This window comes from Vibrio sp. dhg (genome assembly GCF_003443775.1).
GTDB lineage: Bacteria > Pseudomonadota > Gammaproteobacteria > Enterobacterales > Vibrionaceae > Vibrio > Vibrio natriegens.
This window is the reverse complement of record NZ_CP028943.1, coordinates 1,143,738-1,169,365: the sequence shown is the minus strand read 5'-3', so window position 1 is coordinate 1,169,365 and position 25,628 is coordinate 1,143,738. Positions and strand designations below refer to the sequence as shown.

Below are 25,628 nucleotides of genomic sequence, written 5' to 3'. Positions count from 1 at the left end.
ATTTTCTTCCTTTTTACGACACGAGTTTACGCATTAAGCGGGCTTGCCAGCGGTATGGAAACAACGAAATGAAGCGAAGAATGCTGGTAAACCTCGCAGGGAAATAGATGTGACTTTTATTTGCTGAAAGCTGCTTCCTGATCGAATCAGAGGCTTGCTTGACGGAAATGATCATCGGCATTTCAAAGGTGTTTTTGTCGGTCAACGGCGTCTCGACAAAGCCAGGAAAGACCGTGATAACCTTTATCCCTTTCTTGGCGAGATCTAAGGCGAGTGTGCGGGCAAAGTAGCTCACAGCCGCTTTCGATGCCCCGTACGCCTCTGCTCTCGGTAAAGCCACTTCAGACGCAATAGAACCGACAATCACCACTCTGTGCCCCGCTTCAAAATAGCTCTGACAGGCTTCGACACAATTGGCCACCCCAATAACGTTAACGTTCAGCACTCGCGCCATGAGTCTCGCGTCAACGTGGCCATTGTCCATGTACTCGCAATCTCCAGCATTGAAAAACCAGGTATCTGGAACAAAGCTGAGTGATGACAGTGCATGCATGGTTTCTTCGTAATTCGTCACGTCAAACCGAAGCGTTTCGATCTCCGGTGAAACATCACGTAGCTCTCTGAGTACGGATTCGTTACGCCCACAAGCAATAACACGCCAGCCAGAATTGGCGTAATCCAACGCAAGCTGCTTTCCTATGCCAGACGTCGCACCAGTAATCAAAATCGAGCCGCTCATTGCGATAACCTCTGCTTCACGATTTTTACCACCGCGCCAAGTAGGGGTAAGTTTTCATAAAGCATCTCGCCGAGATCAAAGTAGTCGCGATGATAAATGACTTGTCCTTCAGCAAACTTCAGATGAGAAGCTCCATTTACCAAAATTGGCGATCCGCCCTGTAGCTTTGGATGGCGTAATTCCATGGTCCAGGTAATAAAACCCGTATCATCCACCTGTTGGTGTTCATGAATGACAAAGTCACAGCGGATTACGTTGGTATACAGTGATTGAAAGTATTGGTAGAGAGCGGTTCTGCCCTCTAATCGATGCGCTGCGTCTTCAAACACCACATCAGGGTGATAAATTTCATCCAGCAGATGCAAGTTATCTTTGCTGAGCTGCTGGTAAATATCGACGACAGACCGTAATTCCATTTCGTTGCTCCTACGCACCTTCAATCGCTTATGTTGTACAAAAATATTATACGTACAACATAGACTAATCACATAAAGTTGTACAAAAAATATTTTGTATAACTTTGTTTCTTTTAGGTGTGATACGTGAACAAGGAAGGTAGCGATCAAACAAACGAAAAAAAGGCTTGGTAAAAACCAAGCCTTTTCAGAAAATTATTCGATTAGTACTGTTGATTGCGCAGAGCGTTAATACGCTTGTCTAGTGGTGGGTGGCTCATTAGTAGCTCTGTCAAAGACTGCTTACCGTTGATACCAAACGCCATCATAGTGCCATCTAACTTCGACTCTTGGCTCATTTTCAAGCGCTCAAGAGCAGCAATCATTTTTTCTTTGCCGACCAGACTAGCGGCACCAGCGTCTGCATGGAACTCACGATGACGGCTGTACCACATGGTGATGAAGCTTGCTAAGAAACCAAACACCAGTTCCAGTACCATAGAGACACCAAAGTAAACCATCATGTTTGAACCTTGACCTTCTTCCTCATCGTTAGACGCCACCATATTGGCGATAAAACGTGACAAGAAGATAACAAACGTGTTCACAACACCTTGCATCAGTGTCATCGTAACCATGTCACCATTAGCAATGTGACTCACTTCGTGTGCCAATACTGCTTCAGCTTCATCGCGAGTCATGTTATGTAGCAGACCCGTAGAAACGGCAACCAATGAGTCATCACGCTTTGCACCTGTTGCGAAGGCATTAATGTCTGGTGAATCATAAATTGCCACCGTTGGCATGCCGATCCCCGCTTGCTGAGCCTGACGACCTACTGTCTCCAGTAGCCAGTGCTCTGTTTCGTTACGTGGGCTTTCGATAACCATACCGCCAACCGAACGCAGTGCCATGCCTTTTGACATCATTAACGAAATCAGTGCACCACCAAAACCAAAGACCGCAGCCATAACCAGCAAACCAGACAAACTGCCCGGCTGCATTCCCGTTGTAGCGTAAACAATATTCAGAACAACACTAAGAACTAGCACAACGGCTAGGTTAGTTGCCAGGAATAACATAACTCGCTTCATTACTTTTCTCCGAGGAAGCTTATTGTTGTAAAAGCCGATCCCATTTGGTTTCGTGCTCCGTTGCGTTATAGATATAGTCTATCGCTGTTAAAAACAAGGTTAAGCAATAAATTGCAACATTTGTTTTCTCAACTGAAATAAATCGTAAATTTTTATAGCCTAAAAACAGTATTTTAGACCAGGTTTAGACTTTGGTCTTATTGTTCGATTGTTTCAGCGTGCTAAATTCAGGTCAGATGAACAAAAACAGAGCGAACTCTAAAGGCTTTCCGAAGCCGAGTAGCTCCAAATCCATGTCTTGAGGGAAAAATCATGGTAGAAACGAACGACTATCAAATGGCTATCGATTTACTACGTTGTCACCTAGGTATCTCAGAGGACGAGGCAAAGCAACAACTTGGTATTTCAACCGATGATCATATGGCTAATCGTATTGCAGAAACGCAACACGCATTGATGGGTCTCGGTAACGAAAAATAAACCTGAATTAAGTTTTCGAATTCGAATAATGGAAAGGGCTGCGCAACGCAGCCCTTTCGTTTTTCTGTTTTAGCGTTGAAGCAAAGGATCGATGTTAATGTATTTTCCGAGTTCTTTACGCTTCGCACTAGGAACATAAGGGATCTCACCTAATTTGGGTGCACCTAAGCGAGATTCCAGCATCTCGATGATGTCTGCATAGTGCTCCGTTCCCGGGTTCACGCGATTTGCTACCCACCCAACAAGGTTCAAACCATCGGCTCGAATTGCCTCTGCGGTTAAAAATGCGTGGCTCAAACAACCCAGTTTAATACCAACAACCAAAACAACCGGAAGTTGCTCTTGTTTAACCCAAGTAGAAAGGTTGTCTGTATCCGAAACCGGGACACGCCATCCCCCCGCACCTTCAACCAATACCACGTCAGCCTGAGATTTATGCTGAGCCAGTTTTCCACTTAAAACGTCGTATTTAATTTCAACATCTTCATGTTTCGCGGCGATATGCGGCGAAGTTGGAAGCTCTAGTGCGTACGGGTTTATATCATCGTAAGCCACTTCTAGTGTCGCTGCTTTTTGTAAATGCAACGCATCTGAGTTGCGCCAACCTTGCTCTGTCTTTTCGCTTCCTGCTGCCACTGGCTTATAACCAATGGTGTTTAACCCTTTTGCCGCTAACGCTTGCAGAATGGCTTTAGACGCTACCGTTTTTCCTACATCAGTATCCGTACCAGCAATAAAAAAAGCATCAATCATAGATGTATTACTCCAAAACAAACCTGATAACTTGCAGGTAAAAGACCTTTATCGTTTTTGAATTCTTGGTACGCACGTTCTACGTGTAAAAGTTTGCGGCGGCTTGTCAACGCAGGAGAGCGCCCACTAACATGGGTTGCTCCGATACCTTTAAGGTCTCGCATAACAGAAAACGCAGAGTCGTACCAAACTGTGATGGAGGTCAAGTCTAGATGATGGTCATTGCAGTGAGCTTGCGCCAACGCAATTTTTACCTGATTGATCGTTATAAAGTTATTGACGTGTTGATATGCATCAATTTTTTTCCATGATTCACGTAGCTCATAGAGAGAACCATCAACCAGAGTAGAGAAAAAGCCAGCGCCCCCGTCCTTGAGAACTCGGCGTACTTCGCGTAACGGATAGCTTAAATCACGACACCACTGCAGAGCCAAACTCGAAAAGACAAAATCAAAGTGATGATCATCAAAAGGCAAGTTTTCTGCGTCGGCTAAAACATAGCGTGCTCTCGCATCGCCGCATCGTTGATGGGCCTTGTTTAACATCTCTTGAGAGATATCCACACAAACCACTTCGGCACCACGTTGCTGGAGTAACTCAGAGAAGTAACCCGTCCCACAACCTAGATCTAATACGCGCTTCCCTGATAAATCTTCTGGTAGCCTTTCTAATAACCGATGCCCTACATCGCGTTGAAACGCCGCATGTGCGTCATACGTATTGGCGGCTTTACTGAATGAAGTAGCGATAGCACTCTTATCTAGACTTTCAAGAGCCAGATCTCTCTGTTCTGCTTGATTCATTACCGCGCTCCTAGTGCTTGTTCAAGTACGTGAGATAATGTTTTGATTTGATCTTTGGTGTGATTCGCCGTCAAGGTGATACGCAACCGGGACGTCCCTGCTGGAACCGTCGGCGGTCGGATCGCCGTAACCCAGAAACCGTGTTGGCGACATGAGTCTGCGACACTTAACGCTTTCTCTGCATCACCGATAACAAAAGGTTTAATCGGTGTCAGCGTTTCAACAAAGCCGCTCATGCCGTGTAAGCATTCCTGATAGTAAGCACTTAACTCCGCCAACTTTTCTCTCCGCCAACCTTGCTCCTGAACGATGGAAACCGCATGAGTTAACGCATACGCTTGTGCAGGAGGCATGGCTGTCGAATAGACGTGATGACGCGCGAACTGTGTCAGGAAGTCACCTGTCACGCGGTCACACAAAATGGCAGCACCGGAAACGCCAAACGCCTTGCCAAATGTGACTACGAGTATATCTGGCTTGATATTGGCCTTCTCGCACGAACCACCACCAGTATCGCCCAACACACCAATGCCATGAGCGTCATCCACTGCCAGCCAGGCATCATTTTCTTGAGTAATCTGGGCAAGCGCCGCGAGAGGTGAGCAATCACCATCCATACTAAAAACGCCTTCCGTCACCACTAAATGATTACATTCGGTATTGATAAGCGAGCTGAGATGTTCGAGGTCATTATGTTTAAAGCGTTTCATTTTAGCGGGAGACAACGCACCGGCTTCCATTAAAGACGCGTGATTGAGTCGGTCTTGCAATAAGACATCTGACTTTTCCAACAGAGTAAACAGCAATGCCTGATTGGCACTGAAACCCGAGCCAAACAGTATTGCGCGCTCATATCCCAACCACTCAGTCAGTGCGGCTTCTAGATTACTGTGCGCAGCGCTAAACCCTGTCACCATAGGTGAAGCTCCGCTGCCACTGCCGTAAACACTTAGCCCCTGCTGCCAAGCCCGAACCAAAGATTGATCATTGGCCAAACCAAGGTAATCATTACTCGAGAAGTTGATATAGCGTTTGCCCGCGTGTTCCAGAACAGACTGGTTACCGGCAAACACTAAGTTCATTGAGCGATCCAGCCCCTGCTCTTTGCGTTGAGAGAGTGCTGATTCGATACGAGATTTAAACGCTGGCATCGTAGAAAAGGTCGTCTTTAGTCGGACGAGCGGCAACACGTTCTACCACACGATCAAGCAATTCGTTCTCTTCAATTTCATCCGGCTTTTGCGAAACTTGCTGGCTGTTTATGCCTAACTTATCAAACAGCATCATATCTTTGTCTTCAGAAGGGTTTGGCGTTGTAAGTAGCTTACAACCGTAGAAAACAGAGTTCGCACCAGCCATGAAACACAACGCTTGCATTTGCTCATTCATGTTTTCGCGTCCCGCAGACAAGCGAACCGCAGATTGAGGCATCATGATTCGTGCGATAGCAATGAGACGAATAAAATCAAATGGTTCAACATCTTCGACTTTTTCAAGCGGTGTGCCTTTCACTTTAACCAGCATGTTGATTGGTACACTTTCTGGATGAGTCGGCAGATTAGCAAGTTCTACTAATAAACCAGCACGGTCGTTGGCACTTTCGCCCATACCAATGATGCCGCCCGAACAGATTTTCATGCCCGCATCGCGAACATGAGATAGCGTATCCAGACGATCCTGATAAGTGCGAGTTGTGATGATATTGCCGTAAAACTCAGGTGACGTATCGAGGTTGTGGTTGTAGTAATCCAAGCCCGCGTCGGCGAGTTGATTCGCTTGCTCTGGCGTCAACATACCCAGCGTCATACAGGTTTCTAAACCCATACCTTTCACGCCTTTGATCATATCCGTCAGGTGTGGCATGTCGCGCTCTTTCGGGTTTTTCCACGCAGCGCCCATACAGAAACGGGTAGAGCCTGCATTTTTCGCTTTTTGCGCCGCATCGAGGACACGTTCCACTTCCATTAAACGCTCTTTTTCAATGTCTGTGGTGTATCTCGCGCTTTGAGGACAGTACTTACAGTCTTCTGGGCATGCACCCGTCTTGATTGATAGCAATGTGCTAACTTGAACATGATTGGTTTGCTGGTATTGACGGTGAACAAGCTGTGCTTCGAACAGAAGATCCATAAATGGTTTTTCCATTAGCTCTTGTACTTCTGCATGCGTCCAGTTATGACGTACTTCCACGTGTATTCCTTAGATTACTTTTTTTGTTGTGTTGACAGTCTACTTAGTCTCGATAAACTGTCAACATAATCGCAAAATCAAAAGTTTACAATTGGTTAATTTTTAATCTTTACAATATTGGAATTACACATGGATCTTGCCTTCGATCGCCAACATATCTGGCATCCCTACACTTCAACGCTGACTCCTCTGACCTGCTATCCGGTTGTTTCGGCTGATGGGGTCTACATTAATCTAGAAGATGGCACCCAATTAGTTGATGGCATGTCGTCTTGGTGGTCAACGATTCATGGCTATAATCATCCGCATCTGAACCAAGCGGCGCATCAGCAAATTGATCTGGTCTCTCATGTCATGTTTGGTGGTATTACGCACCAACCCGCTATTAGTTTGTGTAAGAAGCTGCTCTCCCTCGCACCTGACAATCTCGAACACGTTTTTCTTGCCGATTCAGGCTCGGTCGCTGTAGAGGTAAGCCTCAAAATGGCGTTGCAATATTGGCATGCAAAAGGCGAACGCAGACCTAAATTCCTTACCTTAAAACACGGCTACCATGGTGACACGTTTGCCGCAATGTCGGTCACTGACCCCGACAACTCGATGCACTCGCTATACAAAGGCTTTCTGCCAGAACATATCTTCGCGGACTCTCCGACATGCGGTTATTGGGATGAATGGAACCCCGACGACTTGGCTGATTTCGCACAGAAGATCGAGCAGCATCACCAAGAACTTGCCGCAGTGATTCTCGAGCCAATCGTACAAGGTGCCGGGGGGATGCGTATTTATCATCCTGAGTTCCTTAAAGGTGTCAGAGCACTCTGTGATAAATATGAACTTCTATTGATTGCTGATGAGATTGCGACAGGATTTGGACGCACTGGAAAGCTTTTCGCATGTCAGCATGCCGATATTCAGCCAGACATCCTTTGTGTTGGTAAAGCATTAACTGGTGGCTATATGACGTTATCCGCCACTCTTGCGACCAAACATGTCGCTGATACGGTTTGCGGTGGCGAAGCAGGTTGCTTTATGCATGGGCCCACTTTCATGGGAAACCCGCTCGCTTGTGCGGTAGCGACCGCGAGTTTAGAGCTTATCGAGCAAGGAGCCTGGCAACAGCAGACTCAGCAAATTGAAACGCTTTTTTCTGAGTTGTTACCCAAGCTAGAACAATATGATGTGGTGAAAAATACACGTTGGCTTGGTGCAATAGGCGTTGTGGAAACTCATCGTCCCGTTAATATGGAAACGATTCAGGCGCTATTTGTTGAGCAGGGTGTATGGATTCGTCCGTTTGGCAAACTCATTTATATGATGCCACCATTTATCAGCGAGCCAGAACACATTGAAAGGTTGGTAAACGCGATTGAAACAGCGCTTCAACGTGAAGACTGTTTTTTATAACTACCACGCCCACTGATTTTGGTTTTTAGATATTAAAAAACCCAGCTCAAAAGCTGGGTTTTTGTATTTATTCAGTTTACTTATTAACCGATGTGCGTTGCGCCGCCCATGTACTTCTGAAGTGCAGTTGGGATTGCAATACGGCCGTCTGCTTCTTGGTTGTTTTCAAGGATAGCAACCATTGTACGACCTACTGCTAGGCCAGAACCGTTTAGCGTGTGCACAAGCTCAGGTTTCTTCTCGCCTTTACGACGGAAACGCGCTTGCATACGGCGAGCCTGGAAGTCCCACATGTTAGAACATGAAGAGATTTCACGGTAAGTTTCTTGCGCAGGAACCCATACTTCTAGGTCGTAAGTCTTACGAGCACCGAAGCCCATGTCACCTGTACACAGAACGACTTTACGGTAAGGAAGCTCTAGAAGTTGCAGAACTTTCTCAGCGTGACCTGTTAGCTCTTCAAGTGCATCCATTGAGTCTTCTGGCTTAGTGATTTGTACAAGTTCAACTTTGTCGAACTGGTGCATACGGATAAGACCACGAGTATCACGACCGTAAGAACCTGCTTCTGAACGGAAACACGGTGTGTGAGCCGTCATCTTAAGCGGTAGATCCGCTTCGTCAGAGATCGTGTCACGTACCATGTTAGTTACTGGTACTTCAGCTGTAGGGATAAGTGACAGTCTACGCGGCTCTTCGTCGTTCACTTTCTCTTCAAGCGGTTCTGTGTGGAAAAGGTCTTTACCAAATTTAGGTAGCTGACCTGTACCAAATAGGCTGTCAGAATTCACTAGGTACGGTACGTACATTTCTGTGTAGCCGTGTTCTTCAGTGTGAAGATCTAGCATGAACTGAGCGATTGCACGGTGTAGGCGCGCGAACTGACCTTTCATCACGATAAAGCGTGCACCGGTAATTTTAGTCGCGCTCGCGAAATCAAGACCGTCGCCCATTTCACCTAGGTCAACGTGATCTTTCAGTTCGAAATCGTAAGTTTTTGGCTCGCCCCAACGAGAGATTTCTACGTTGTCTTCTTCATCTTTACCGTCTGGCACATCGTCAGCTGGCAGGTTTGGAACAGAAAGCGTGATTTCCTCTAGTTGAGACATCACTTGCTCAAGTTCCACTTTTTTAGCATCAAGATCGCTACCTAATGTACCGATTTGTTTCTTGATCTCTTCTGCGCCTTCTTTGTCACCAGCTGCCATTTTTTGGCCGATTTGCTTGGAGATGGAGTTACGCGTGGATTGTAAATTTTCAACTTCTACTTGAATGGACTTACGTTGTTCTTCAAGGTTACGGATAGTCTCGACGTCTAGCTTAAAGCCACGACGCGCCAGTTTAGCAGCTGTTTCATCCAGCTCAGTTCGAAGTAATTTAGAATCCAGCATTGTTAATCCTATGCTTTTGTAGTTGTGAAATCGCGCACCAACATCTTGCTAGTACGCTATAAAAATTTACCGAATAAATGTATCCAAAAATGCCTACTTTTCATAGCGCTTTTGTGGGCTATTTGCGTCTAAAGTAGCCAAGTAATCTAACTTTTCGCCGATTTTGGTCTCTAGACCTCGATTTGTCGGCTCATAGTACTTACGATCATCCATTTCCGGTGGCAGATATCGCTCACCCGCTGCATACGCTCCCGGCTCATCGTGAGCATACCGATATTCAGCGCCGTACCCCATGTCTTTCATCAAACTTGTTGGTGCATTACGCAAATGATGAGGGACTTCGTACTCGGGTAAGTTATGCGCATCTGAAAGCGCTTGTTTCCACGCCACATAGACCGCATTACTCTTAGGTGCACACGCAAGGTACACGATCGCCTGAGCAATCGCACGTTCGCCTTCTGCCGGACCAACACGCGTAAAACAGTCCCATGCAGAGAGCGCTACTTGCATAGCTCGAGGATCCGCATTTCCGATATCCTCGGAAGCAATCGCGAGTAATCGACGTGCAATGTATAAAGGATCACAACCTGCAGCGATCATTCTCGCAGCCCAGTACAGTGCTGCATCTGGGTTAGATCCGCGAATTGATTTATGTACCGCAGAAATCAAGTCGTACCAAATGTCGCCTTTGTTATCAAAACGAGAGACTTTTTCCCCTGCGACTTCGGCCAGTAGCTTAAGTGTGATCTCTTTGTCACCTTGTGCATTGTCTTCGGCCATATCGTAGAGCAACTCAAGGTAATTTAGCGACATGCGAGCGTCACCGTTAACCAGTTCTGATAAGCGATCGAGCACGTTATCAGCAAAGTGGGCAGGTATCTTACCCAGACCACGCTCTTTATCGTGAATTGCTTGATTGAGCGCCTGTGCAATCTCGTCTTTATTCAGTGAGGTCAGTTTGTAAACACGCGCCCGAGACAACAATGCGTTGTTGAGTTCGAAAGACGGGTTTTCTGTGGTTGCACCGATGAAGGTAACCGTACCATCTTCGATATGCGGAAGGAAAGCGTCTTGCTGAGACTTGTTAAACCGGTGCACCTCATCCACGAACAATATCGTGCGGCGACCCGTCATTTTATTTTCTCGTGCTTTCTCAATCGCAGCACGTATTTCTTTCACGCCAGACGTCACTGCAGAAACACGCTCCACCTCTGCATTCGCGTAATTCGCTGCGACTTCTGCCAACGTCGTTTTGCCGGTACCCGGAGGCCCCCACAAAATCATTGAGTGGATATTCCCAACTTCCAATGCACGACGTAAAGGTTTCCCCGGACCTAAAATATGCTGCTGTCCGATATACTGTTCGACCGTTTGCGGCCTCATACGCGCAGCAAGGGGACGAAAATCTTCGTCCCCCGAGAAATCTAGTGTGTAATTCGTCACTACCCGTTAATTCCTTTGGTCATCCACTTCCACTCCTTTTGGAATCGTGAATGTGAATCGGTTGGCTTTTGGTTTTCCCAGCTTCACGTTACTGAATTTGAACAGGCCTCTTTGACCATCTTGTTCAATCACATTGAAGCCTTTTACGATACCTTTTGCATCGATATTAATCTGGAAACGACCTTGCGTTGAATCGACGGCTGTCGGGATCAGTGTGAACTCATTGCCTTTTTGAGAGACTTTGTAATTGTCCCAATCACTTGCGCGATTACGAGTCAAAAGCACAAATGGTGTTTGTTCTGCCGCTTGTTCTTGCCAGTAAATGCTCACTTGTTCGATAAATGGGCTGTAATACCAAAGCGTTTTACCATCAGACACCAACAAGTTTTCGTCTGGGAATGTCGTGCTCCAACGGAACAAACTCGGACGGGCAATCTCAACGGTCCCTTCCCCTTCCATCACCGTTTCCCCTTCAGGGCTGATGACTTGTTGAGAAAAGTCGGCACTGAAGCCTTCGTTAATTGATAAACGCTTGCTTAACTCTGCTTTTGGGGATGCGGCATACGCAGTTGAGAATATAGAGAAGCTTAAAACAAGCGCGGAGATGAGTTTCGCTGAAAATCGTTGTTTCATTCAAATACCTATCACTGTGGTCTAAAAGACCGAATTTTACTCACCTCTTTGGACTGAGGTGAGTAAGACAAGTTCATTAATCTTTTGGCGGCGCAGGCGCGAGAACTTCGCGGTTGCCATTGTGGCCCGGTGCACTGACGATACCTTGTGCTTCCAGTTGCTCAACGATTCGAGCTGCTCGGTTGTAACCGATCTTGAAGCGACGTTGCACACCTGATACAGAGCCACGACGTGACTGAACGACGTGCTCAACCACTTGGTCGAACAACGGGTCTACATCTTCATCAGATTCCATCTGTTCGCCCGGGAGTAAACTTTCCGGACTCTGGTCGCCGCTGATAATCTCATCGATGTAGTTTGGTTTGCCGCGAGCTTTCCAGTTATTCACGACAGCATGAACATCGTCATCTGAAGCAAATGCGCCGTGTACACGTATGGTATGGCTCGAACCCGGCGGCAAGTAAAGCATATCACCCATACCCAATAGCGATTCAGCACCACCTTGGTCTAGGATCGTACGCGAGTCCGTCTTGGTTGATACGGTAAATGCCACACGCGTAGGGATGTTTGCTTTAATCAGACCGGTAATAACATCAACTGATGGTCGCTGAGTCGCAAGAATCAGGTGAATACCCGCTGCACGTGCTTTCTGTGCCAAGCGTGCAATCAGTTCTTCGACTTTTTTACCGACAACCATCATCAGGTCAGCAAACTCATCCACGACAACAACGATGTATGGCAGTTTCTCTAGCAGCGGTGGCTCAGTGTCCATGCTGTCGCCTTCTTGCCAGAATGGGTCATGAATTGGGTGACCCGCTTCCGCAGCCATCTTCAGTTTTTCGTTGAAGCCTTTAACGTTACGAACGCCTAGCGTTGACATCAGTTTGTAACGACGTTCCATCTCGCCTACACACCAACGGAGAGCGTTAGACGCGTCTTTCATGTCTGTCACAACTTCAGAAAGTAGATGCGGAATGCCTTCATATATTGAAAGCTCCAACATTTTCGGGTCGATCATGATAAAACGCAGATCTTCCGGAGACGCTTTGTAGAGCATACTCAAGATCATCACGTTTACACCGACCGACTTACCCGAACCGGTTGTACCAGCCACCAGCACGTGAGGCATTTTAGCAATATCGGCGATGACCGCTTCACCAGCAATGTCCTGACCAAGCACTACCGTTGTCGGTGATTTAGCCTGCTCAAATTGAGGGCTGTTGATAACGTCGGAAAGATATACGGTCTGACGGCTCATGTTTGGCAGTTCCAAACCTACGTAAGGTTTACCTGGAATCACTTCAACAACACGTACCGCCATAGCGGAAAGTGCACGCGCCAAGTCCATTGAAAGGCCAGAAATACGGCTGACTTTTACACCCGGCGCCAAATCCAACTCAAATCGAGTGATAACAGGGCCTGGATAAATACCGACCACGTCCGCCTTAATTTTGTAATCTGCCAACTTACTTTCAACCAATCGAGCGACCTGCTCTAACGCGTCACGATCAATAAAGTTCTCGCGTTTTTCCGGATGATAAAGAAGTTCCAGAGTTGGTAATGGCTCTTCTGGCACAGGCAGGTTTTCTTCTTGTTTCATCAAGAATGGGTTTTGTGTTGCTGCCACTTTAGCTTGAGCACCAGCTACCATGTTCTGGAATGCAGCCACATCTTGATCGCCCTCAGAAACCTCTTCAACTTCGACCACAGGAGCAGGCTCAAATGTCTCATGTGGAGACGGTTCAGACCTTACAAACGGCTCGCTTGATGGCACTATTGAAGCCTCTGATTGAGGAACAGCTGTCGGCTCTAGTTGAGCAGCAACGTACTCGTCCTCATCTTCGTCATCAACCACATCAAAGTTCGAAATCGTTGGTTCAATATGATCGCCAGGCTCTGTCTGCTCAGAAATGTTATCCAAAGAGGCGGGATCTATCACTGGCTCTTCAAATGGTACTGAATCAACGTGAGCCTGCTGTGCTTGCTCCGCTACGAACTGAGCGTACTCAGCGTAGTCCGGTTCACTTTGGAATGATGTTGTATCAGTCTCTTCATGTTCAGCAGGGCGTTGTGGCTCTGAATAATTCAGTTGTGTCGATGTTAGCGTTTGTTCAGGTTGCTCTTCCAACGCCCAATCGTCAGCCTGATGAGCAGCCGCTTCCAGCTCTTCAATCGTGACATTCAGCTGTTTAGTGCGTTCCACTGATGGATCAACATGACTCGCGCTGAATGCCTGCGTTTGAGGTTCTGGTTTGGAATACGCCATTGCCGGCTTTTCTGCTGCAACCGAAACAGGTTTTACCGAATCCGCCACAGGTTTTGACACTCGCGGTTCCGGCTGAGTTTGCGGCATATAAATAGGATATTCGTGCGGTGCTTCTTTAGGCTCTTCGACATCATATGCGGTCAAGTGAGGAAGTGCTTCTTCTTCCTGTTCAACCTCAGCGCGTCTTGTGGTGACTTTATCTTCAATAAACTCATCAAGTTGAGGTTCCAGTGTCTCCTGCTCTGAGCCTCTGAGTTTATTAGCAATACCATTAACTAACCCTAGGGAGCGATCGCCTAACCATTCAACAATGTTTAACCAAGATATTCCGGTAAACAGAGTAAAGCCTGCGCCCCACAAGAACAACAGAACTAACGTTGTCCCCAAAATATTGAGTGTAGGTAATGCCAGGCTGGAGAGTACGTCGCCTACAACGCCACCCGATGAGAAATACCAGATATCATCGAAATTAATATCGGCCAAACCACAACTGGTCATAATTAGAACAACAAGACCAAGTAGTCTTGTGCCCCAAAGCATAAGATCGATTGGCTCATCTTCGCCGCGCTTACGACAAAGCACCCATGCCGCCGCCGCCAATAAGAAAGGCAGAGGGTAAGCCAATGAGCCAAACGTGAAAAATAGAGTATCGGCTAGCCAAGCACCAAACAGGCCACCAGCATTATCGATCTCCCCTCCCCAAGCAGTTTGGGACCAGGAAGGATCGGCCGGGCTAAAGGTAAATAACGCTACAGCAAGCAATACCGAGCTAAGAACGCCCACAATAAAGCAGCACTCTTTCAAGCGTTGGAAGCCATTTAAGCGTGAAGACTGAGGCTCTTCACTTGTTTTGATGATGGTTTCGACTTTCTTTGCGTTCTCTTTGAACATAAATCAACTTGAATATGGAAATGAATTAGGAATTTGCAAAACATTCCGAGCGGCATAAAGCCGCTCGGTAAATTGATTTAACCATATCAAAGAGAAAAACCCAATTACTCAATGCCGAAAGCGGAAGCATATACCGCTTTCTTTGCAAGAAATTAACGAGTTTTAATCACAAGCTGGTTAGATTGTTTCACTTCTTCCATAACAACGTATGTACGAGTGTCGTTTACACCAGGTAAACGTAGAAGCGTATCGCCAAGTAGTCGACGGTAAGCACCCATATCTGATACACGAGTTTTAAGAAGATAGTCAAAGTCACCTGATACTAGATGACATTCTTGGATATCATCCAGTTTTTGAACCGCAGAGTTAAACTGCTCGAACACATCTGGTGCGCCACGGTTTAACGTAATTTCAACGAACACTAAAAGTGAAGCGTCCAAAAACTGCGGATTCAGTAACGCAGTATACCCTGTAATGTACCCCTGACGTTCTAATCGACGTACACGCTCCAAACACGGAGTTGGCGAAAGACCAACACGCTTTGAAAGTTCTACGTTCGAAATACGACCGTCTTTCTGCAATTCATTAAGAATGTTGCGGTCGATACGGTCTAGTTCCTTGGACGGCTTTTTATAGTTGTCTGCCATTTTTTATTCCACCTTATTACTTCCTTGCAAAAAAATATACTACAACTTTTTAATATTTGGTGCCAAATATTACAAATCTATAACTATACTAGCTATTAATTCGATAATAACACCCTACAAATAGTTAAAATAACCATTATAGAAAGAGGATACAGGATGATCATTGGCGTACCTAAGGAAATCAAAAACCACGAATATCGTGTCGGTATGATCCCAGCAAGCGTGAGAGAGTTAATCTCACATGGTCACCAAGTTTTAGTTGAGACCAACGCAGGTGCCGGCATTGGTTTTACAGACGATGATTACATCGCTGTCGGCGCATCCATTCTCCCTCATGCTGCAGACGTTTTCGCGCAAGCAGACATGATAGTAAAAGTTAAAGAACCCCAAGCAGTCGAGAGAGCAATGCTCCGCGAAGGGCAAATTTTATTTACTTATTTACACCTAGCACCAGATTTTCCACAAACTGATGAGCTAATCAAGAGCAAAGCTGTCTGTATAGCCTATGAGACTGTAACAGATAATATGGGTCGTTTGCCACTGTTAGCACCAATGTCTGAAGTAGCAGGTCGGATGTCTATTCAAGCAGGTGCACAAACGCTAGAAAAATCACACGGTGGTCGTGGTTTACTGCTTGGCGGCGTACCTGGTGTTGAGCCTGCGAAAGTGGTCATTGTGGGCGGCGGTGTCGTTGGCGCAAACGCAGCTCGTATGGCTGTGGGCCTTCGTGCAGACGTCACTATTCTTGATCGTAATGTCGATACTCTGCGTAAACTGGACGAAGAATTCCAAGGCCGCGCTAAAGTCGTTTATTCTACAGAAGACGCGATTGAGAAGCATGTTGTAGAAGCTGACCTAGTAATTGGCGCAGTTCTTATCCCGGGTGCAGCTGCACCTAAACTGGTGACAAAAGAACACATTGCGAAGATGAAGCCAGGCGCAGCGGTAGTTGATGTAGCTATCGACCAAGGTGGTTGCTTTGAAACATCGCACGCAACCACTCACGCTGAACCGACATACATCGTCGATGAAGTCGTGCACTACTGCGTAGCAAACATGCCAGGTGCCGTTGCCCGTACTTCTACTTTTGCATTGAACAACGCAACGTTACCTTACATTTTGAAACTGGCGAATAAAGGCTACCAAAAAGCCCTTCTCGACGAGAAAGGTTTCCTTGAAGGACTAAACGTTATTCACGGCAAAGTGACTTGTAAAGAAGTTGCCGACAGCTTTGGTCTTGAATATGTAGAAGCAGAGCAAGCGATTGCAATGTTCAACTAATGACAAAATAATTCATTTTTGTCACGTTTTGTTTACAAAAGCCCACTAGCAGGTGGGCTTTTTCCTATAGAGCATTTAGATATAAATAATAACCATTACTTATATGCACAAATTAAAATATTTCGAGGCGTGACAGTTTTAGCGCAAAACTCCGACAAACTGGCACGATAACCACGTTGCTCAAGATAAAGTACTTTATCTAATGCGAGCCAAAGCTCTAATGGACGCTGAAATACCAGCTGAACTAAGCTCATTCTTTCCATATGCCAAAAGCGCTGTTCCGCTAAGGTTTCGAACTTATTAAAGTCAATCGACTGACTGATATCGATCGCCTTTTGCTCTGCCGCCCACAAACAAAATGCCTCAAACCCTTCACTCAACTGTGATTTGCGGATACTAGGAACCGGTTGATATTCTTCAATGCCTAGCACCTGACGTGTGATCAGATCAAAGCCAAGCCTGAAAATCATTTCTTGCTGACGATGACGGCGGACACGTTCCCCACCCGTCACCGTTTGTTGCAATGGAATACGAAGTTCTTGTTTCGACAACACTAACGTAGAGTGTTGAGCAATCTCGGACAATGGTTGATACGTTTCGCCCTGAATAAGGTGATAACAGCACGGAGAAATCGTCATTGCCGAGACTCCTGCTTCACAGCCGTACTGAAGCAAACGCACATGTAAGTCACCACAAGCATGCAGCGCTACGGCATGTTGCGTAGGCTTAAAAACCGCTTTCGCTTTGGCATCAAATGCGTCGCCTTGAATAAACGTCATCTTCCATTGATGTTCATTAGCCGCCGACTGTCCCGAATCGCACAACGATTGTTGATATTCAAAGCTGGTAACAGGCTGATCCGTTTGTGTGGTAAGAATACGTCCAAGGTATCCTTTACCCGAGCACCACTCGAGCCATTCTTCACCATAATGGCTTTGGATTGCGGCTTCTCCCATGGCAACTATTTGCTCAAGTTTACGACCAGGAACACCGCTGTCTAAACCGCGGTCAAGATCCAAACCTTTGAGTGGTACCGTTTCTAAGTGGGTATGCTCAGACAGTAATTTAAGTACTGGTAGGTAAGCGCTAATTTCAGCCAACGCTTCTTCAGGTTTTGCTTTTAAGCGTTCAATTTCAAGAGGAGACAGTGACGCTAACCACTGACAAAGATCGGGATACTGTTCTTGCCAAGGTAGTACTGGATGAATGCTGCTTTGGAATGGATCAAATCGCCACAACGATTGGTTATCAATCAGACAGTCATTAATAAATTGGAATCGAGTGTTCATTAAGCCCCCACCACACTAGCGGGGGCGGATTATATACCTAACCAACCCTTTCCGAAACACTCGGCTTGGGTATGGGCATGTAATTCATCGTTATCGGACTGGAAGGTCGATATCTTTAAACATCTCTTCAATTTCCACGTTTGACTTCAAAGAGATAGCTTGCTCTACCACTGGTCGAGTCAAGTGCGGCGCAAATCTTTCCATAAAATCAAACATATAAGAACGAAGGAACGTGCCGCGACGGAAGCCGATACTGGTGGTACTTGCCCCGAACAAATGACTCGCATCGATAGCAACTAAATCCGTGTCTTGCTTTTCATCAACAGCCATACTTGCAATCACACCAACACCAATACCCATTTTTACGTAGGTTTTGATCACATCCGCATCGGTTGCAGTAAATACCACGCGAGGAGTCAGGCCTTCACGGTTAAATGCAGTATCGAGCTCTGAGCGGCCTGTAAAACCAAATACGTAAGTCACCAGCGGGTAAGCGGCAAGGTCATGGATGCTTATGTTGGCTTTCTTCGCCAGAGGGTGATCTTTCGGCACAACAATAGAGCGATTCCAGTGATAACAAGGCAACATAATTGCGTCTTGATAAAGATGCAGTGCTTCAGTCGCTATCGCAAAATTTGCCGTACCTTTAGCGATCGCTTCTGACATTTGCGAAGGAGTACCCTGATGCATGTGTAAAGAAACTTTAGGGTAACGAGTCGTAAAACCTTTAATGACATCGGGTAAGGCATAACGCGCTTGTGTGTGCGTCGTCGTAATGTTCAGGGTTCCCATTTCAGGATGCGTATGCTCACCCGCTACCGCTTTAATACTTTCGACACGTCCAAGGATTTCTTGAGAAATTCGAACAATCTCTTCGCCCGCGCCAGTCACCTGAGTTAAGTGCTTACCACTTCGCTCGAAAATTTGGATGCCCAGTTCGTCTTCCAGTAACCTCACCTGCTTACTGATACCAGGCTGTGATGTGTACAAACTTTCTGCGGTGGCAGACACGTTCAAATTATGGTTTACAACCTCAACAATATACTTCAGTTGTTGCAGTTTCATCGTAATCCCTTACTCGTTCCCGAGACACTAAAATCGAAAGCAAAAATCATCACTCTTTTGAGCGATATAATAATTAGTTATAACGCGACATCTGCCAAATGAACAGTAATTTCTAACATATATCTCAAACTCATACTAAAAAATTAGAAGCAAATTAATATGCGCATGATTGAATCGTTTAAATGCTGCTTTATAGATGCGAGCGAATCCATATAAATTAAAACGTGTGGCGGGCTAAATAATCCGATAAATAGGGTGCCTTGCTCGTTGAGATTCATGTATTCTTTAGCGCTAGCCGTAGAAACTAAAAGCAGACGCAAAGATATGAATATTGGTTTAATAATCGCTTTGGTAGCCATCTTATTGGTCTTGATCCTGGGCTATAACATGATGTTGCAATACAAGGTCAAAGTCGAAACGGCAAGAAGACAGGAATCCGCTCGTTACGTTGCTTTAATTGACGGTACTGAAGAACTTATTGGTCACGCTCACCATATTCCTTTCAGCCATGATCTTCTGCTATGCCTGAACAATCGAATTCTTGACGCCTTAGAAGCGATGCAACAACTCGATCCAAAAAATAAACAGCTCTCCCAGCGGGTCGAAAATCTCAAGCAGCAAATTGTCCAGTTAAAATTAAACGAGCAAGCTGGTGACAGTACGACATTCAAAATGCCAAGCAGCGATAAACAAGCTATTGCGATGCTCAAACTGGTGAAACGCCTGAGAGACACGGTTCGTAACGAGCACAATAAAGGTCGATTAGATACTCAGACTTACGTTAGTGAGAACGCGCGCTTGGAAACGATCCAAATCCGCATCAATATCGAAAACGTAATAAAAAGAGCCAACGACTCTATTGCGCGTGGTCAACCAGGCACTGCACTTCAGCTTCTACGTAAAGGCATTGACGCGTTAAGCACCAAAAATGACGCCTATTCCATTCAGGCCAAACAAAAGCTTGAAGAGATGCTGGGTGATTTAGATAAAAGACGCCAAGATAAAAACAACGCAGAAATTCAGCAACTGGCCGATAAAGAGCGTGACAATGATATGGAAGTGCTCTTCGGTCAGAAGAAAAAGTGGTAATATCTGCTTAGCTTTCCACTCATGGAAAAGGCTGCTCTGGCAGCCTTTTTTGTATCCAGGCCACCAGTGGATAAAAATCAGAACGTAAAGTATTAAATTAACATGATAAATTTAGACGCCTATCAAGATCTTCTTGCTCCTATCAACCAGTTTCTACAGTGCAGCACACCTGACGAGTGGGTTGAAGAAGCCAAGAAACCAGAAAATCTTCAAACCATTTTGTTAGACCACCTACTTTGCGAGCTCAAAGCAGGCCAGTCAGCCATGTTTTTGATCCGGAAATACGCCGTTGATCAAAACAGTTCACACGCGCTGCTAGACTGGTTTAAACCCTATGAAGACTTCGCTTATCGCAATGTTGGCTCATTAGAAACATTGAAAGGCAAAAGTAATATTTCCAAATCAATTATGGCGAAATCAGACTCACCATATAGCCAGGATCTAATTGATAAGATGGTGCTTTTGATCAAAGAAGAGTTACACCACTTTTATCAAGTGCTGGAGATTATGGAAAGCCGTGACATTGAATACCAGAACATCCCGGCAAGTCGCTATGCTAAAGGGCTGATCTCTCATATGAAAACCCACGAGCCAGAAACGTTGATCGATAAGCTGATCATTGGCGCATACATAGAAGCTCGCTCATGTGAGCGCTTTGCGAAACTGGCACCACATATGGAAGAAGATATCGCTAAGTTCTACATTTCTCTACTGCGTTCTGAGGCCCGTCATTACCAAGACTATTTGGTGCTGGCTGAACAAATCGCAGGGAAAGACATTAGTGAACGCATCGAATACTTTGGACGTGTCGAAGCGGATCTCATCTTAACGCCAGACGAAGATTTCAAATTCCACAGTGGCGTACCCGCTTAATCGTCGGATAAAAAATAGAATAAAGCCGGAGCATGCTTCTTTAAGGGGTCACTTCAAGTCCCGGCTTTTTATTAATTGAAAAAACTGAATAGAATTTCATCATTCTACTGTTCCTCTCCCCCTAGTTTGTGGCTTAATAGCTTAAACAATAATAACTTTTCTCAACGGGTACCCGAATGGACTCGGTTTTAAATCAGTTGCAATTTTCTCTATCGATTACAGGCCCTATCTGTTTGATGCTAGTGCTCGGGGTGGTCTTTAAACGAGTTGGCTTGATTGATAATAACTTTATCGATGTGGGGTCAAAGCTGGTCTTCAAGGTGACACTTCCAGCTATGCTATTCATCAGCATTGTGTCTTCAGAACATGACTTCGCTTCAGCCAGTAATTTCGTCAACTATGGCATCATCGCTAGTATTTCATTTTTTGTTTTTACCTACATTTCCGTCAAGTTGTTATTTCCGACCTCCCCTGATCAAGGAGTGCTGGTGCAAGGCGGATATCGTGCTAATACGGGCATCATAGGTCTTGCTTATGTGTCTAGTGCTTATGGTCCATCAGGCGTCGCGTTAGCCGCTCTTTATGTAGCTGTCACCACCTTTATCTATAACGTACAAGCGGTTATCTGCTTATCACCTAAAGGCGCGACATCCGTCTCTCAGGCCACAAAGTTGATGTTTCGCACGCTGACTAAAAACCCGTTGATTATATCCATCGTGCTCGGGATGCTTTTTTACATACTGTCGATCCCTGTGCCTAAAATCGCGATTGATGCAGGCAATTACTTGTCGAAGATGACATTACCACTTGCATTGTTATGCACGGGCGGATCGTTGAATTTGCGCTTAATGAGGCAAGAGAAAGGCCCATCATGGTTTGCCAGTAGTTACAAACTTCTGGTAGCACCTGCGGTAATCACATTAGGGGCGTATTTGGTCGGATTCAGAGGTGTTGAGCTAGGCATTTTGTTCTTTATGAACGCTTCGCCCGTTGCGGCAGCAAGTTACGTCATGGCCCGTTCTATGGGCGCAAACTCTGTACTGGCGGCCAACATTATTGCTATGACCACCGTCCTTTCCACACTAACTTGCACCCTAGGGATCATCATGTTGAATTCTCTGGATTTGATTTAAACATGAATTCAGCAGGTCCGAACTTACGTTGACTTGTGGGTTTCGCTAGCTATTGTCAGTCGTGATTGGCCAGCGTCACCTTCCTGATCAGACGAACGAACTCCGAGGTTTCCGACTCAGACAAGCAAGAGAAGAAATCCCGCTGCAAGTTAGTCATGATTTCATGAACCTTTTGCAACGTTTGCTGGCCGTCAGTGGTCAGACTTAGCATCTTGATTCGACGGTTTGATTCACATTTAGAAACCTGTACCAAACCACGCTTTTGCAAATTATCTACCATACGCTTCGCAACACTACGTTCGCAGATCACGGCATTCGCTAACGCTTGCTGACTCATTGGCTGAAATTCTTCGATCGCCGCCAGCGCACTCGCCATCTCTAGGGTGACTAAACTTTGACGTGAAAGTTCTGCCTGGGCGCGATTTCGATACATACGTTGCATCACACCACAAACAAACATCGGGCTTTTGTCTAAAACGGTAATTGGAGAAATCTTTTTATCTTTCATGGATGGCTATTTTTAACTAGAGCAGATAAACAAAGAGCGCCGAAGCGCTCTTATATTACAAAATTATCAGTAGTATAACTTAGTTCAAGCTATTAAGGTCTACTTTGAAGATTCAGATTCTTGAGCCAACGCTTGTTGTTCTTCTTCCTGCTCTTTTCTCGCTTTGCGGTCAAACAAACGTTCTACCACGACGAAGAAGATCGGAACAAAGAAGATCCCCAACAATGTTGCACTGATCATACCGCCAAGTACACCTGTACCTACTGCGTTCTGACCTGCTGAACCTACACCAGAACTAATAGCCAAAGGCACAACCCCAAGACCAAACGCCAGTGACGTCATGATGATTGGGCGTAGACGCACTCGAATTGCATGCAACGTGGCTTCAATAAGCCCCGCACCTTTCTCGTAGTACTCTTTAGCAAATTCAACAATCAGAATGGCGTTTTTGGTCGCCAGACCGACAGTGGTTAATAGACTTACCTGGAAGAACACATCGTTATCCAAACCTCGTCCCATCACCGCAAGGACCGCACCAAGCACACCCAGAGGCACCACCAATACAACTGCGAACGGTACAGACCAACTTTCATAAAGTGCAGCCAATACGAGGAAAACAACCAGAATCGACAACGCGTATAGCATTGGAGCCTGGTTTCCGGATAGGCGCTCTTCATAAGAGATACCCGTCCACTTCACCTGGAAACCTTCAGGTAACTGTTTTACCAACGATTCAATCTCGGCCATCGCATCACCAGTACTAACGCCAGGCGCTGCGCCACCCTGAATGTTCATCGCAGGCAGGCCATCAAAACGTTGTAACTGAGGAGAACCGTACGTCCATTCGCCATGAGCAAACGCAGAGAATGGCACCATGTCACCATTGGAGTTACGCACGTACCAAGAATCAAAGTCTTTAGGCTGCATACGGAACTCGGCATCACTCTGTAGCATCACCTTTTTAACACGGCCACGGTCAATGTAGTCGTTGATGTACGCGCCACCCCATGCCGAAGACAGGATTTGGTTAACGTCATCAATACTCACATTCAAAGCACGTAGCTTCGCGTGGTCAACATGTACTTGGTACATCGGCGCATCCGCCTGACCGTTAGGACGCACGCCAACCAAGTTAGGGTTTTGTGCAGCCATACCAAGTAGCTGGCCTTGCGCTGCAACCAATGCATCGTGCCCTTGGTTTAACGAGTCCTGAAGATAGAAATCAAAACCGGTGGCGTTACCTAACTCTTGGATTGCTGGCGGTGCAAATGCATAAACCATCGCCTCTTTGATGGTCGAGAAGTAACCCATCGCTCGACCCGTTAATGAAGCTGCGTCCATTCCCGGCTCTTTACGCTCTGACCAATCCTTCAAGTTAATGAATGCCATACCCATATTTTGTCCCTGACCAGCGAAACTAAAACCAGCCACGGTAAATATCGAGTTAACTGCATCTTTTTCTTCTTCAAGGAAGTACTCACGCATCTTATCGAGCGTTTTCTCGGTTTGTTCCTGCGTTGAGTTCGGTGGCAAAATCGACATAGAGAAGATAGTGCCTTGGTCTTCATCAGGTAAGAAAGACGTCGACAGATTAGTAAAGAACCAACCTGCCCCTGCGGACAACGCAACAAACAACAACATCATACGACCCGTGCGTTTTAGCAGTCTTGCTACGCCCGATTCGTATTTTGAAGTTAAGGAGTCAAACTTACGGTTAAACCAGCCGAAGAAACCTTTCTTCTCAGACAGTTCTGCATCGCCTTTCTTCAGCAAGGTCGCACACAGCGCTGGCGTCAAGATGATCGCAACCAGTACCGAAAGCGTCATAGCGGCAACGATCGTTATCGAAAACTGACGATAAATAACCCCGGTAGAACCTGTCATAAACGCCATCGGTACAAATACCGCAGACAAGGTCAAACCGACACCAACCAAGGCGCCAGTGATCTGCCCCATCGACTTTTTGGTCGCTTCTTTAGGTTCGAGCCCATCTTCGTGCATCACACGTTCAACGTTCTCTACTACTACGATGGCATCATCCACCAGCAAGCCAATCGCCAGAACCATCGCAAACATGGTTAAGGTGTTGACGCTAAAGCCCGTCGTATACAAAACCGCAAACGTACCGAGCAATACCACCGGAACCGCGATGGTCGGGATAAGCGTCGCACGGAAGTTCTGCAAGAACAGGTACATGATCAAGAACACCAAAACAATCGCTTCCAGAAGCGTTTTCACTACTTCATGGATTGATGCTTCAACGAAAGGTGTGGTTTCAAATGGGTAAGCGATCTTTAAGCCAGCCGGAAAGTTTTCCTGTAACTGTGCCAAACGCTCTTTCACCGCGGCAGCCGTTTCCAGCGCGTTCGCTCCAGTACCCAGAGAAAGACCCAAACCCGATGCTGGAAAGCCATTGTACTGACCCTTGATGTCGTAACTTTCCGCACCACGTTCCACACGAGCAACGTCTTTCAAATACACATTTGCGCCGCTGGTGTCGGACTTAAGAATGATATTTTCAAACTCTTCGACACTGCTCAAGCGGCTTGCAGAAGAAATAGTCGCGTTCAGCAGTTGTCCTTTTTGTGCTGGTGCCGCGCCAAGCTGACCTGATGAAACCTGAGCGTTCTGCTCACTGATCGCGCCAGCGACATCAATCGCAGTCAGATTAAACTGGGTCAACTTAAACGGATCTAACCAAACACGCATCGCATATTGCGCACCAAACGCCTGAACCTTACCAACACCTGATACACGGCTGATTGGATCTTCAATGTTCGATACCACATAGTCTGCGATGTCATTTTGTGTGTAGTCTGGATCTTCAGAATACAGGGCAACAACCAATAGGAAAGAGGTGTTCGATTTCTCGACAACAATACCCTGGCTTTGTACTTCACTCGGTAACGAGGTCAGCGCCAACTGTAGCTTGTTTTGTACCTGAACCTGAGCAATATCCGGATCGGCTTCGCTATCAAATGTTAGCGTAACTGTCGCATTACCAAACGCATCACTGCTTGATGAAAGGTAACGCAAGTAGTCAAGACCAGTCATGTTTTGTTCAATAACCTGCGTAACGGAATCTTCAACCGTTTTTGCAGAAGCGCCCGGGTAGCGAGCAGAAATTGTGACCGTCGGCGGTGAAATGGTTGGATACTGCGACACTGGCAAGTTCATCAGGGACATGACCCCCGCCAGCATAGTCAGAATAGCCAGAACCCAAGCAAAGACCGGACGATCGATAAAGAATCGTGCCAT

Annotated in this window: 22 protein-coding genes; 6 read left to right on the top strand and 16 right to left on the bottom strand. The window is 46.1% G+C overall.

Features of this window, described 5'->3' with window-relative positions:
* Window positions 1-13 precede the first annotated feature (13 nt).
* From DBX26_RS05455 to htpX, 3 genes are all read right to left on the bottom strand, one after another.
* Window positions 14-739 (bottom strand): SDR family oxidoreductase, encoded by a 726-nt coding sequence (locus tag DBX26_RS05455; protein WP_065302185.1) that lies wholly within the window; start codon window positions 737-739, stop codon window positions 14-16.
* Window positions 736-1,155, bottom strand: a complete 420-nt coding sequence (locus DBX26_RS05450; protein ID WP_118118149.1) for a nuclear transport factor 2 family protein — start codon at window positions 1,153-1,155, stop codon at window positions 736-738. Before DBX26_RS05450 ends, DBX26_RS05455 begins: the two co-directional genes overlap by 4 nt.
* A gap of 203 nt (window positions 1,156-1,358) precedes the next feature.
* Window positions 1,359-2,228 (bottom strand): protease HtpX, encoded by an 870-nt coding sequence (gene htpX / locus DBX26_RS05445; RefSeq protein WP_014231468.1) that lies wholly within the window; start codon window positions 2,226-2,228, stop codon window positions 1,359-1,361.
* Window positions 2,229-2,540: 312 nt separating this feature from the next.
* Between htpX and DBX26_RS05440 the strand changes: the two genes are divergently transcribed.
* Entirely contained in the window at window positions 2,541-2,708 is a 168-nt protein-coding gene (locus DBX26_RS05440) for a hypothetical protein (RefSeq protein ID WP_014231467.1), read from the top strand.
* A 69-nt stretch (window positions 2,709-2,777) separates the two neighbouring features.
* On the opposite strand, the gene bioD is transcribed toward DBX26_RS05440, so the two are convergent.
* From bioD to bioB, 4 genes are read right to left on the bottom strand one after another with little or no spacing between them, the layout of a single operon-like run.
* Complete coding sequence (gene bioD / locus DBX26_RS05435) at window positions 2,778-3,461, bottom strand: dethiobiotin synthase (RefSeq protein ID WP_162889671.1); 684 nt, start codon at window positions 3,459-3,461, stop codon at window positions 2,778-2,780.
* The gene (gene bioC, locus DBX26_RS05430; RefSeq protein WP_014231465.1) at window positions 3,458-4,264 is read right to left on the bottom strand and encodes a malonyl-ACP O-methyltransferase BioC; all 807 of its coding nucleotides are present in this window, start codon (window positions 4,262-4,264) and stop codon (window positions 3,458-3,460) included. The genes bioD and bioC overlap by 4 nt, the downstream gene beginning before the upstream one ends.
* Window positions 4,264-5,415: an 8-amino-7-oxononanoate synthase gene (gene bioF, locus DBX26_RS05425; RefSeq protein WP_162889670.1), complete on the bottom strand. Its 1,152-nt coding sequence runs from the start codon at window positions 5,413-5,415 to the stop codon at window positions 4,264-4,266. The genes bioC and bioF overlap by 1 nt, the downstream gene beginning before the upstream one ends.
* A complete protein-coding gene (bioB, locus tag DBX26_RS05420; RefSeq protein WP_014231463.1) occupies window positions 5,402-6,454 on the bottom strand; it encodes a biotin synthase BioB in 1,053 nt (350 codons plus the stop codon). Before bioB ends, bioF begins: the two co-directional genes overlap by 14 nt.
* 129 nt (window positions 6,455-6,583) lie before the next feature.
* Between bioB and bioA the strand changes: the two genes are divergently transcribed.
* Window positions 6,584-7,861: an adenosylmethionine--8-amino-7-oxononanoate transaminase gene (gene bioA, locus DBX26_RS05415; RefSeq protein WP_118118144.1), complete on the top strand. Its 1,278-nt coding sequence runs from the start codon at window positions 6,584-6,586 to the stop codon at window positions 7,859-7,861.
* Window positions 7,862-7,944: 83 nt separating this feature from the next.
* Here bioA and serS read toward each other — a convergent pair whose 3' ends face one another.
* The 5 genes from serS to lrp form a co-directional block, all read right to left on the bottom strand.
* Complete coding sequence (gene serS / locus DBX26_RS05410) at window positions 7,945-9,252, bottom strand: serine--tRNA ligase (RefSeq protein ID WP_014231461.1); 1,308 nt, start codon at window positions 9,250-9,252, stop codon at window positions 7,945-7,947.
* Between the two features lie 93 nt (window positions 9,253-9,345).
* Window positions 9,346-10,695, bottom strand: coding sequence for a replication-associated recombination protein A (locus DBX26_RS05405; protein ID WP_118118142.1), 1,350 nt, complete (start codon window positions 10,693-10,695; stop codon window positions 9,346-9,348).
* A 6-nt stretch (window positions 10,696-10,701) separates the two neighbouring features.
* Complete coding sequence (gene lolA, locus DBX26_RS05400; RefSeq protein ID WP_014231459.1) at window positions 10,702-11,328, bottom strand: outer membrane lipoprotein chaperone LolA; 627 nt, start codon at window positions 11,326-11,328, stop codon at window positions 10,702-10,704.
* A gap of 76 nt (window positions 11,329-11,404) precedes the next feature.
* Window positions 11,405-14,485 carry a DNA translocase FtsK gene (locus DBX26_RS05395; RefSeq protein WP_118118140.1) on the bottom strand — a complete coding sequence of 1,027 codons (3,081 nt, stop codon included), beginning with the start codon at window positions 14,483-14,485 and terminating at the stop codon, window positions 11,405-11,407.
* A gap of 152 nt (window positions 14,486-14,637) precedes the next feature.
* Entirely contained in the window at window positions 14,638-15,132 is a 495-nt protein-coding gene (lrp, locus tag DBX26_RS05390) for a leucine-responsive transcriptional regulator Lrp (protein ID WP_005378234.1), read from the bottom strand.
* 156 nt (window positions 15,133-15,288) lie between these two features.
* Between lrp and ald the strand changes: the two genes are divergently transcribed.
* Window positions 15,289-16,413 carry an alanine dehydrogenase gene (ald, locus tag DBX26_RS05385; protein ID WP_014231457.1) on the top strand — a complete coding sequence of 375 codons (1,125 nt, stop codon included), beginning with the start codon at window positions 15,289-15,291 and terminating at the stop codon, window positions 16,411-16,413.
* Between the two features lie 95 nt (window positions 16,414-16,508).
* Here ald and DBX26_RS05380 read toward each other — a convergent pair whose 3' ends face one another.
* Both DBX26_RS05380 and cysB read right to left on the bottom strand, forming a co-directional pair.
* A complete protein-coding gene (locus DBX26_RS05380; protein WP_118118138.1) occupies window positions 16,509-17,702 on the bottom strand; it encodes a methyltransferase in 1,194 nt (397 codons plus the stop codon).
* A gap of 90 nt (window positions 17,703-17,792) precedes the next feature.
* Complete coding sequence (gene cysB, locus DBX26_RS05375) at window positions 17,793-18,767, bottom strand: HTH-type transcriptional regulator CysB (protein ID WP_014231455.1); 975 nt, start codon at window positions 18,765-18,767, stop codon at window positions 17,793-17,795.
* 324 nt (window positions 18,768-19,091) lie between these two features.
* On the opposite strand from cysB, the gene DBX26_RS05370 reads away from it, so the two are divergent.
* The 3 genes from DBX26_RS05370 to DBX26_RS05360 all read left to right on the top strand — a co-directional run bounded on the left by DBX26_RS05370 (window position 19,092) and on the right by DBX26_RS05360 (window position 21,862).
* Window positions 19,092-19,856: a DNA repair protein gene (locus tag DBX26_RS05370; RefSeq protein ID WP_118119755.1), complete on the top strand. Its 765-nt coding sequence runs from the start codon at window positions 19,092-19,094 to the stop codon at window positions 19,854-19,856.
* Between the two features lie 102 nt (window positions 19,857-19,958).
* A complete protein-coding gene (locus tag DBX26_RS05365) occupies window positions 19,959-20,729 on the top strand; it encodes a tRNA isopentenyl-2-thiomethyl-A-37 hydroxylase MiaE (RefSeq protein WP_118118136.1) in 771 nt (256 codons plus the stop codon).
* Between the two features lie 176 nt (window positions 20,730-20,905).
* The gene (locus DBX26_RS05360; RefSeq protein WP_020332919.1) at window positions 20,906-21,862 is read left to right on the top strand and encodes an AEC family transporter; all 957 of its coding nucleotides are present in this window, start codon (window positions 20,906-20,908) and stop codon (window positions 21,860-21,862) included.
* A 55-nt stretch (window positions 21,863-21,917) separates the two neighbouring features.
* Here DBX26_RS05360 and DBX26_RS05355 read toward each other — a convergent pair whose 3' ends face one another.
* Both DBX26_RS05355 and DBX26_RS05350 read right to left on the bottom strand, forming a co-directional pair.
* Window positions 21,918-22,370, bottom strand: a complete 453-nt coding sequence (locus DBX26_RS05355; RefSeq protein WP_118118135.1) for a MarR family winged helix-turn-helix transcriptional regulator — start codon at window positions 22,368-22,370, stop codon at window positions 21,918-21,920.
* A gap of 99 nt (window positions 22,371-22,469) precedes the next feature.
* A complete protein-coding gene (locus DBX26_RS05350) occupies window positions 22,470-25,628 on the bottom strand; it encodes an efflux RND transporter permease subunit (protein WP_014231450.1) in 3,159 nt (1,052 codons plus the stop codon).

Bases quoted from the DNA above. Each gene is read 5' to 3' on its own strand.
- DBX26_RS05455 (WP_065302185.1), bottom strand. From the start codon at position 739: ATGAGCGGCTCGATTTTGATTACTGGTGCGACGTCTGGCATAGGAAAG.
- DBX26_RS05450 (WP_118118149.1), bottom strand. From the start codon at position 1,155: ATGGAATTACGGTCTGTCGTCGATATTTACCAGCAGCTCAGCAAAGAT.
- htpX (WP_014231468.1), bottom strand. From the start codon at position 2,228: ATGAAGCGAGTTATGTTATTCCTGGCAACTAACCTAGCCGTTGTGCTA.
- DBX26_RS05440 (WP_014231467.1), top strand. From the start codon at position 2,541: ATGGTAGAAACGAACGACTATCAAATGGCTATCGATTTACTACGTTGT.
- bioD (WP_162889671.1), bottom strand. From the start codon at position 3,461: ATGATTGATGCTTTTTTTATTGCTGGTACGGATACTGATGTAGGAAAA.
- bioC (WP_014231465.1), bottom strand. From the start codon at position 4,264: ATGAATCAAGCAGAACAGAGAGATCTGGCTCTTGAAAGTCTAGATAAG.
- bioF (WP_162889670.1), bottom strand. From the start codon at position 5,415: ATGCCAGCGTTTAAATCTCGTATCGAATCAGCACTCTCTCAACGCAAA.
- bioA (WP_118118144.1), top strand. From the start codon at position 6,584: ATGGATCTTGCCTTCGATCGCCAACATATCTGGCATCCCTACACTTCA.
- serS (WP_014231461.1), bottom strand. From the start codon at position 9,252: ATGCTGGATTCTAAATTACTTCGAACTGAGCTGGATGAAACAGCTGCT.
- lolA (WP_014231459.1), bottom strand. From the start codon at position 11,328: ATGAAACAACGATTTTCAGCGAAACTCATCTCCGCGCTTGTTTTAAGC.
- DBX26_RS05395 (WP_118118140.1), bottom strand. From the start codon at position 14,485: ATGTTCAAAGAGAACGCAAAGAAAGTCGAAACCATCATCAAAACAAGT.
- lrp (WP_005378234.1), bottom strand. From the start codon at position 15,132: ATGGCAGACAACTATAAAAAGCCGTCCAAGGAACTAGACCGTATCGAC.
- ald (WP_014231457.1), top strand. From the start codon at position 15,289: ATGATCATTGGCGTACCTAAGGAAATCAAAAACCACGAATATCGTGTC.
- DBX26_RS05380 (WP_118118138.1), bottom strand. From the start codon at position 17,702: ATGAACACTCGATTCCAATTTATTAATGACTGTCTGATTGATAACCAA.
- cysB (WP_014231455.1), bottom strand. From the start codon at position 18,767: ATGAAACTGCAACAACTGAAGTATATTGTTGAGGTTGTAAACCATAAT.
- DBX26_RS05370 (WP_118119755.1), top strand. From the start codon at position 19,092: ATGAATATTGGTTTAATAATCGCTTTGGTAGCCATCTTATTGGTCTTG.
- DBX26_RS05365 (WP_118118136.1), top strand. From the start codon at position 19,959: ATGATAAATTTAGACGCCTATCAAGATCTTCTTGCTCCTATCAACCAG.
- DBX26_RS05360 (WP_020332919.1), top strand. From the start codon at position 20,906: ATGGACTCGGTTTTAAATCAGTTGCAATTTTCTCTATCGATTACAGGC.
- DBX26_RS05355 (WP_118118135.1), bottom strand. From the start codon at position 22,370: ATGAAAGATAAAAAGATTTCTCCAATTACCGTTTTAGACAAAAGCCCG.
- DBX26_RS05350 (WP_014231450.1), bottom strand. From the start codon at position 25,628: ATGGCACGATTCTTTATCGATCGTCCGGTCTTTGCTTGGGTTCTGGCT.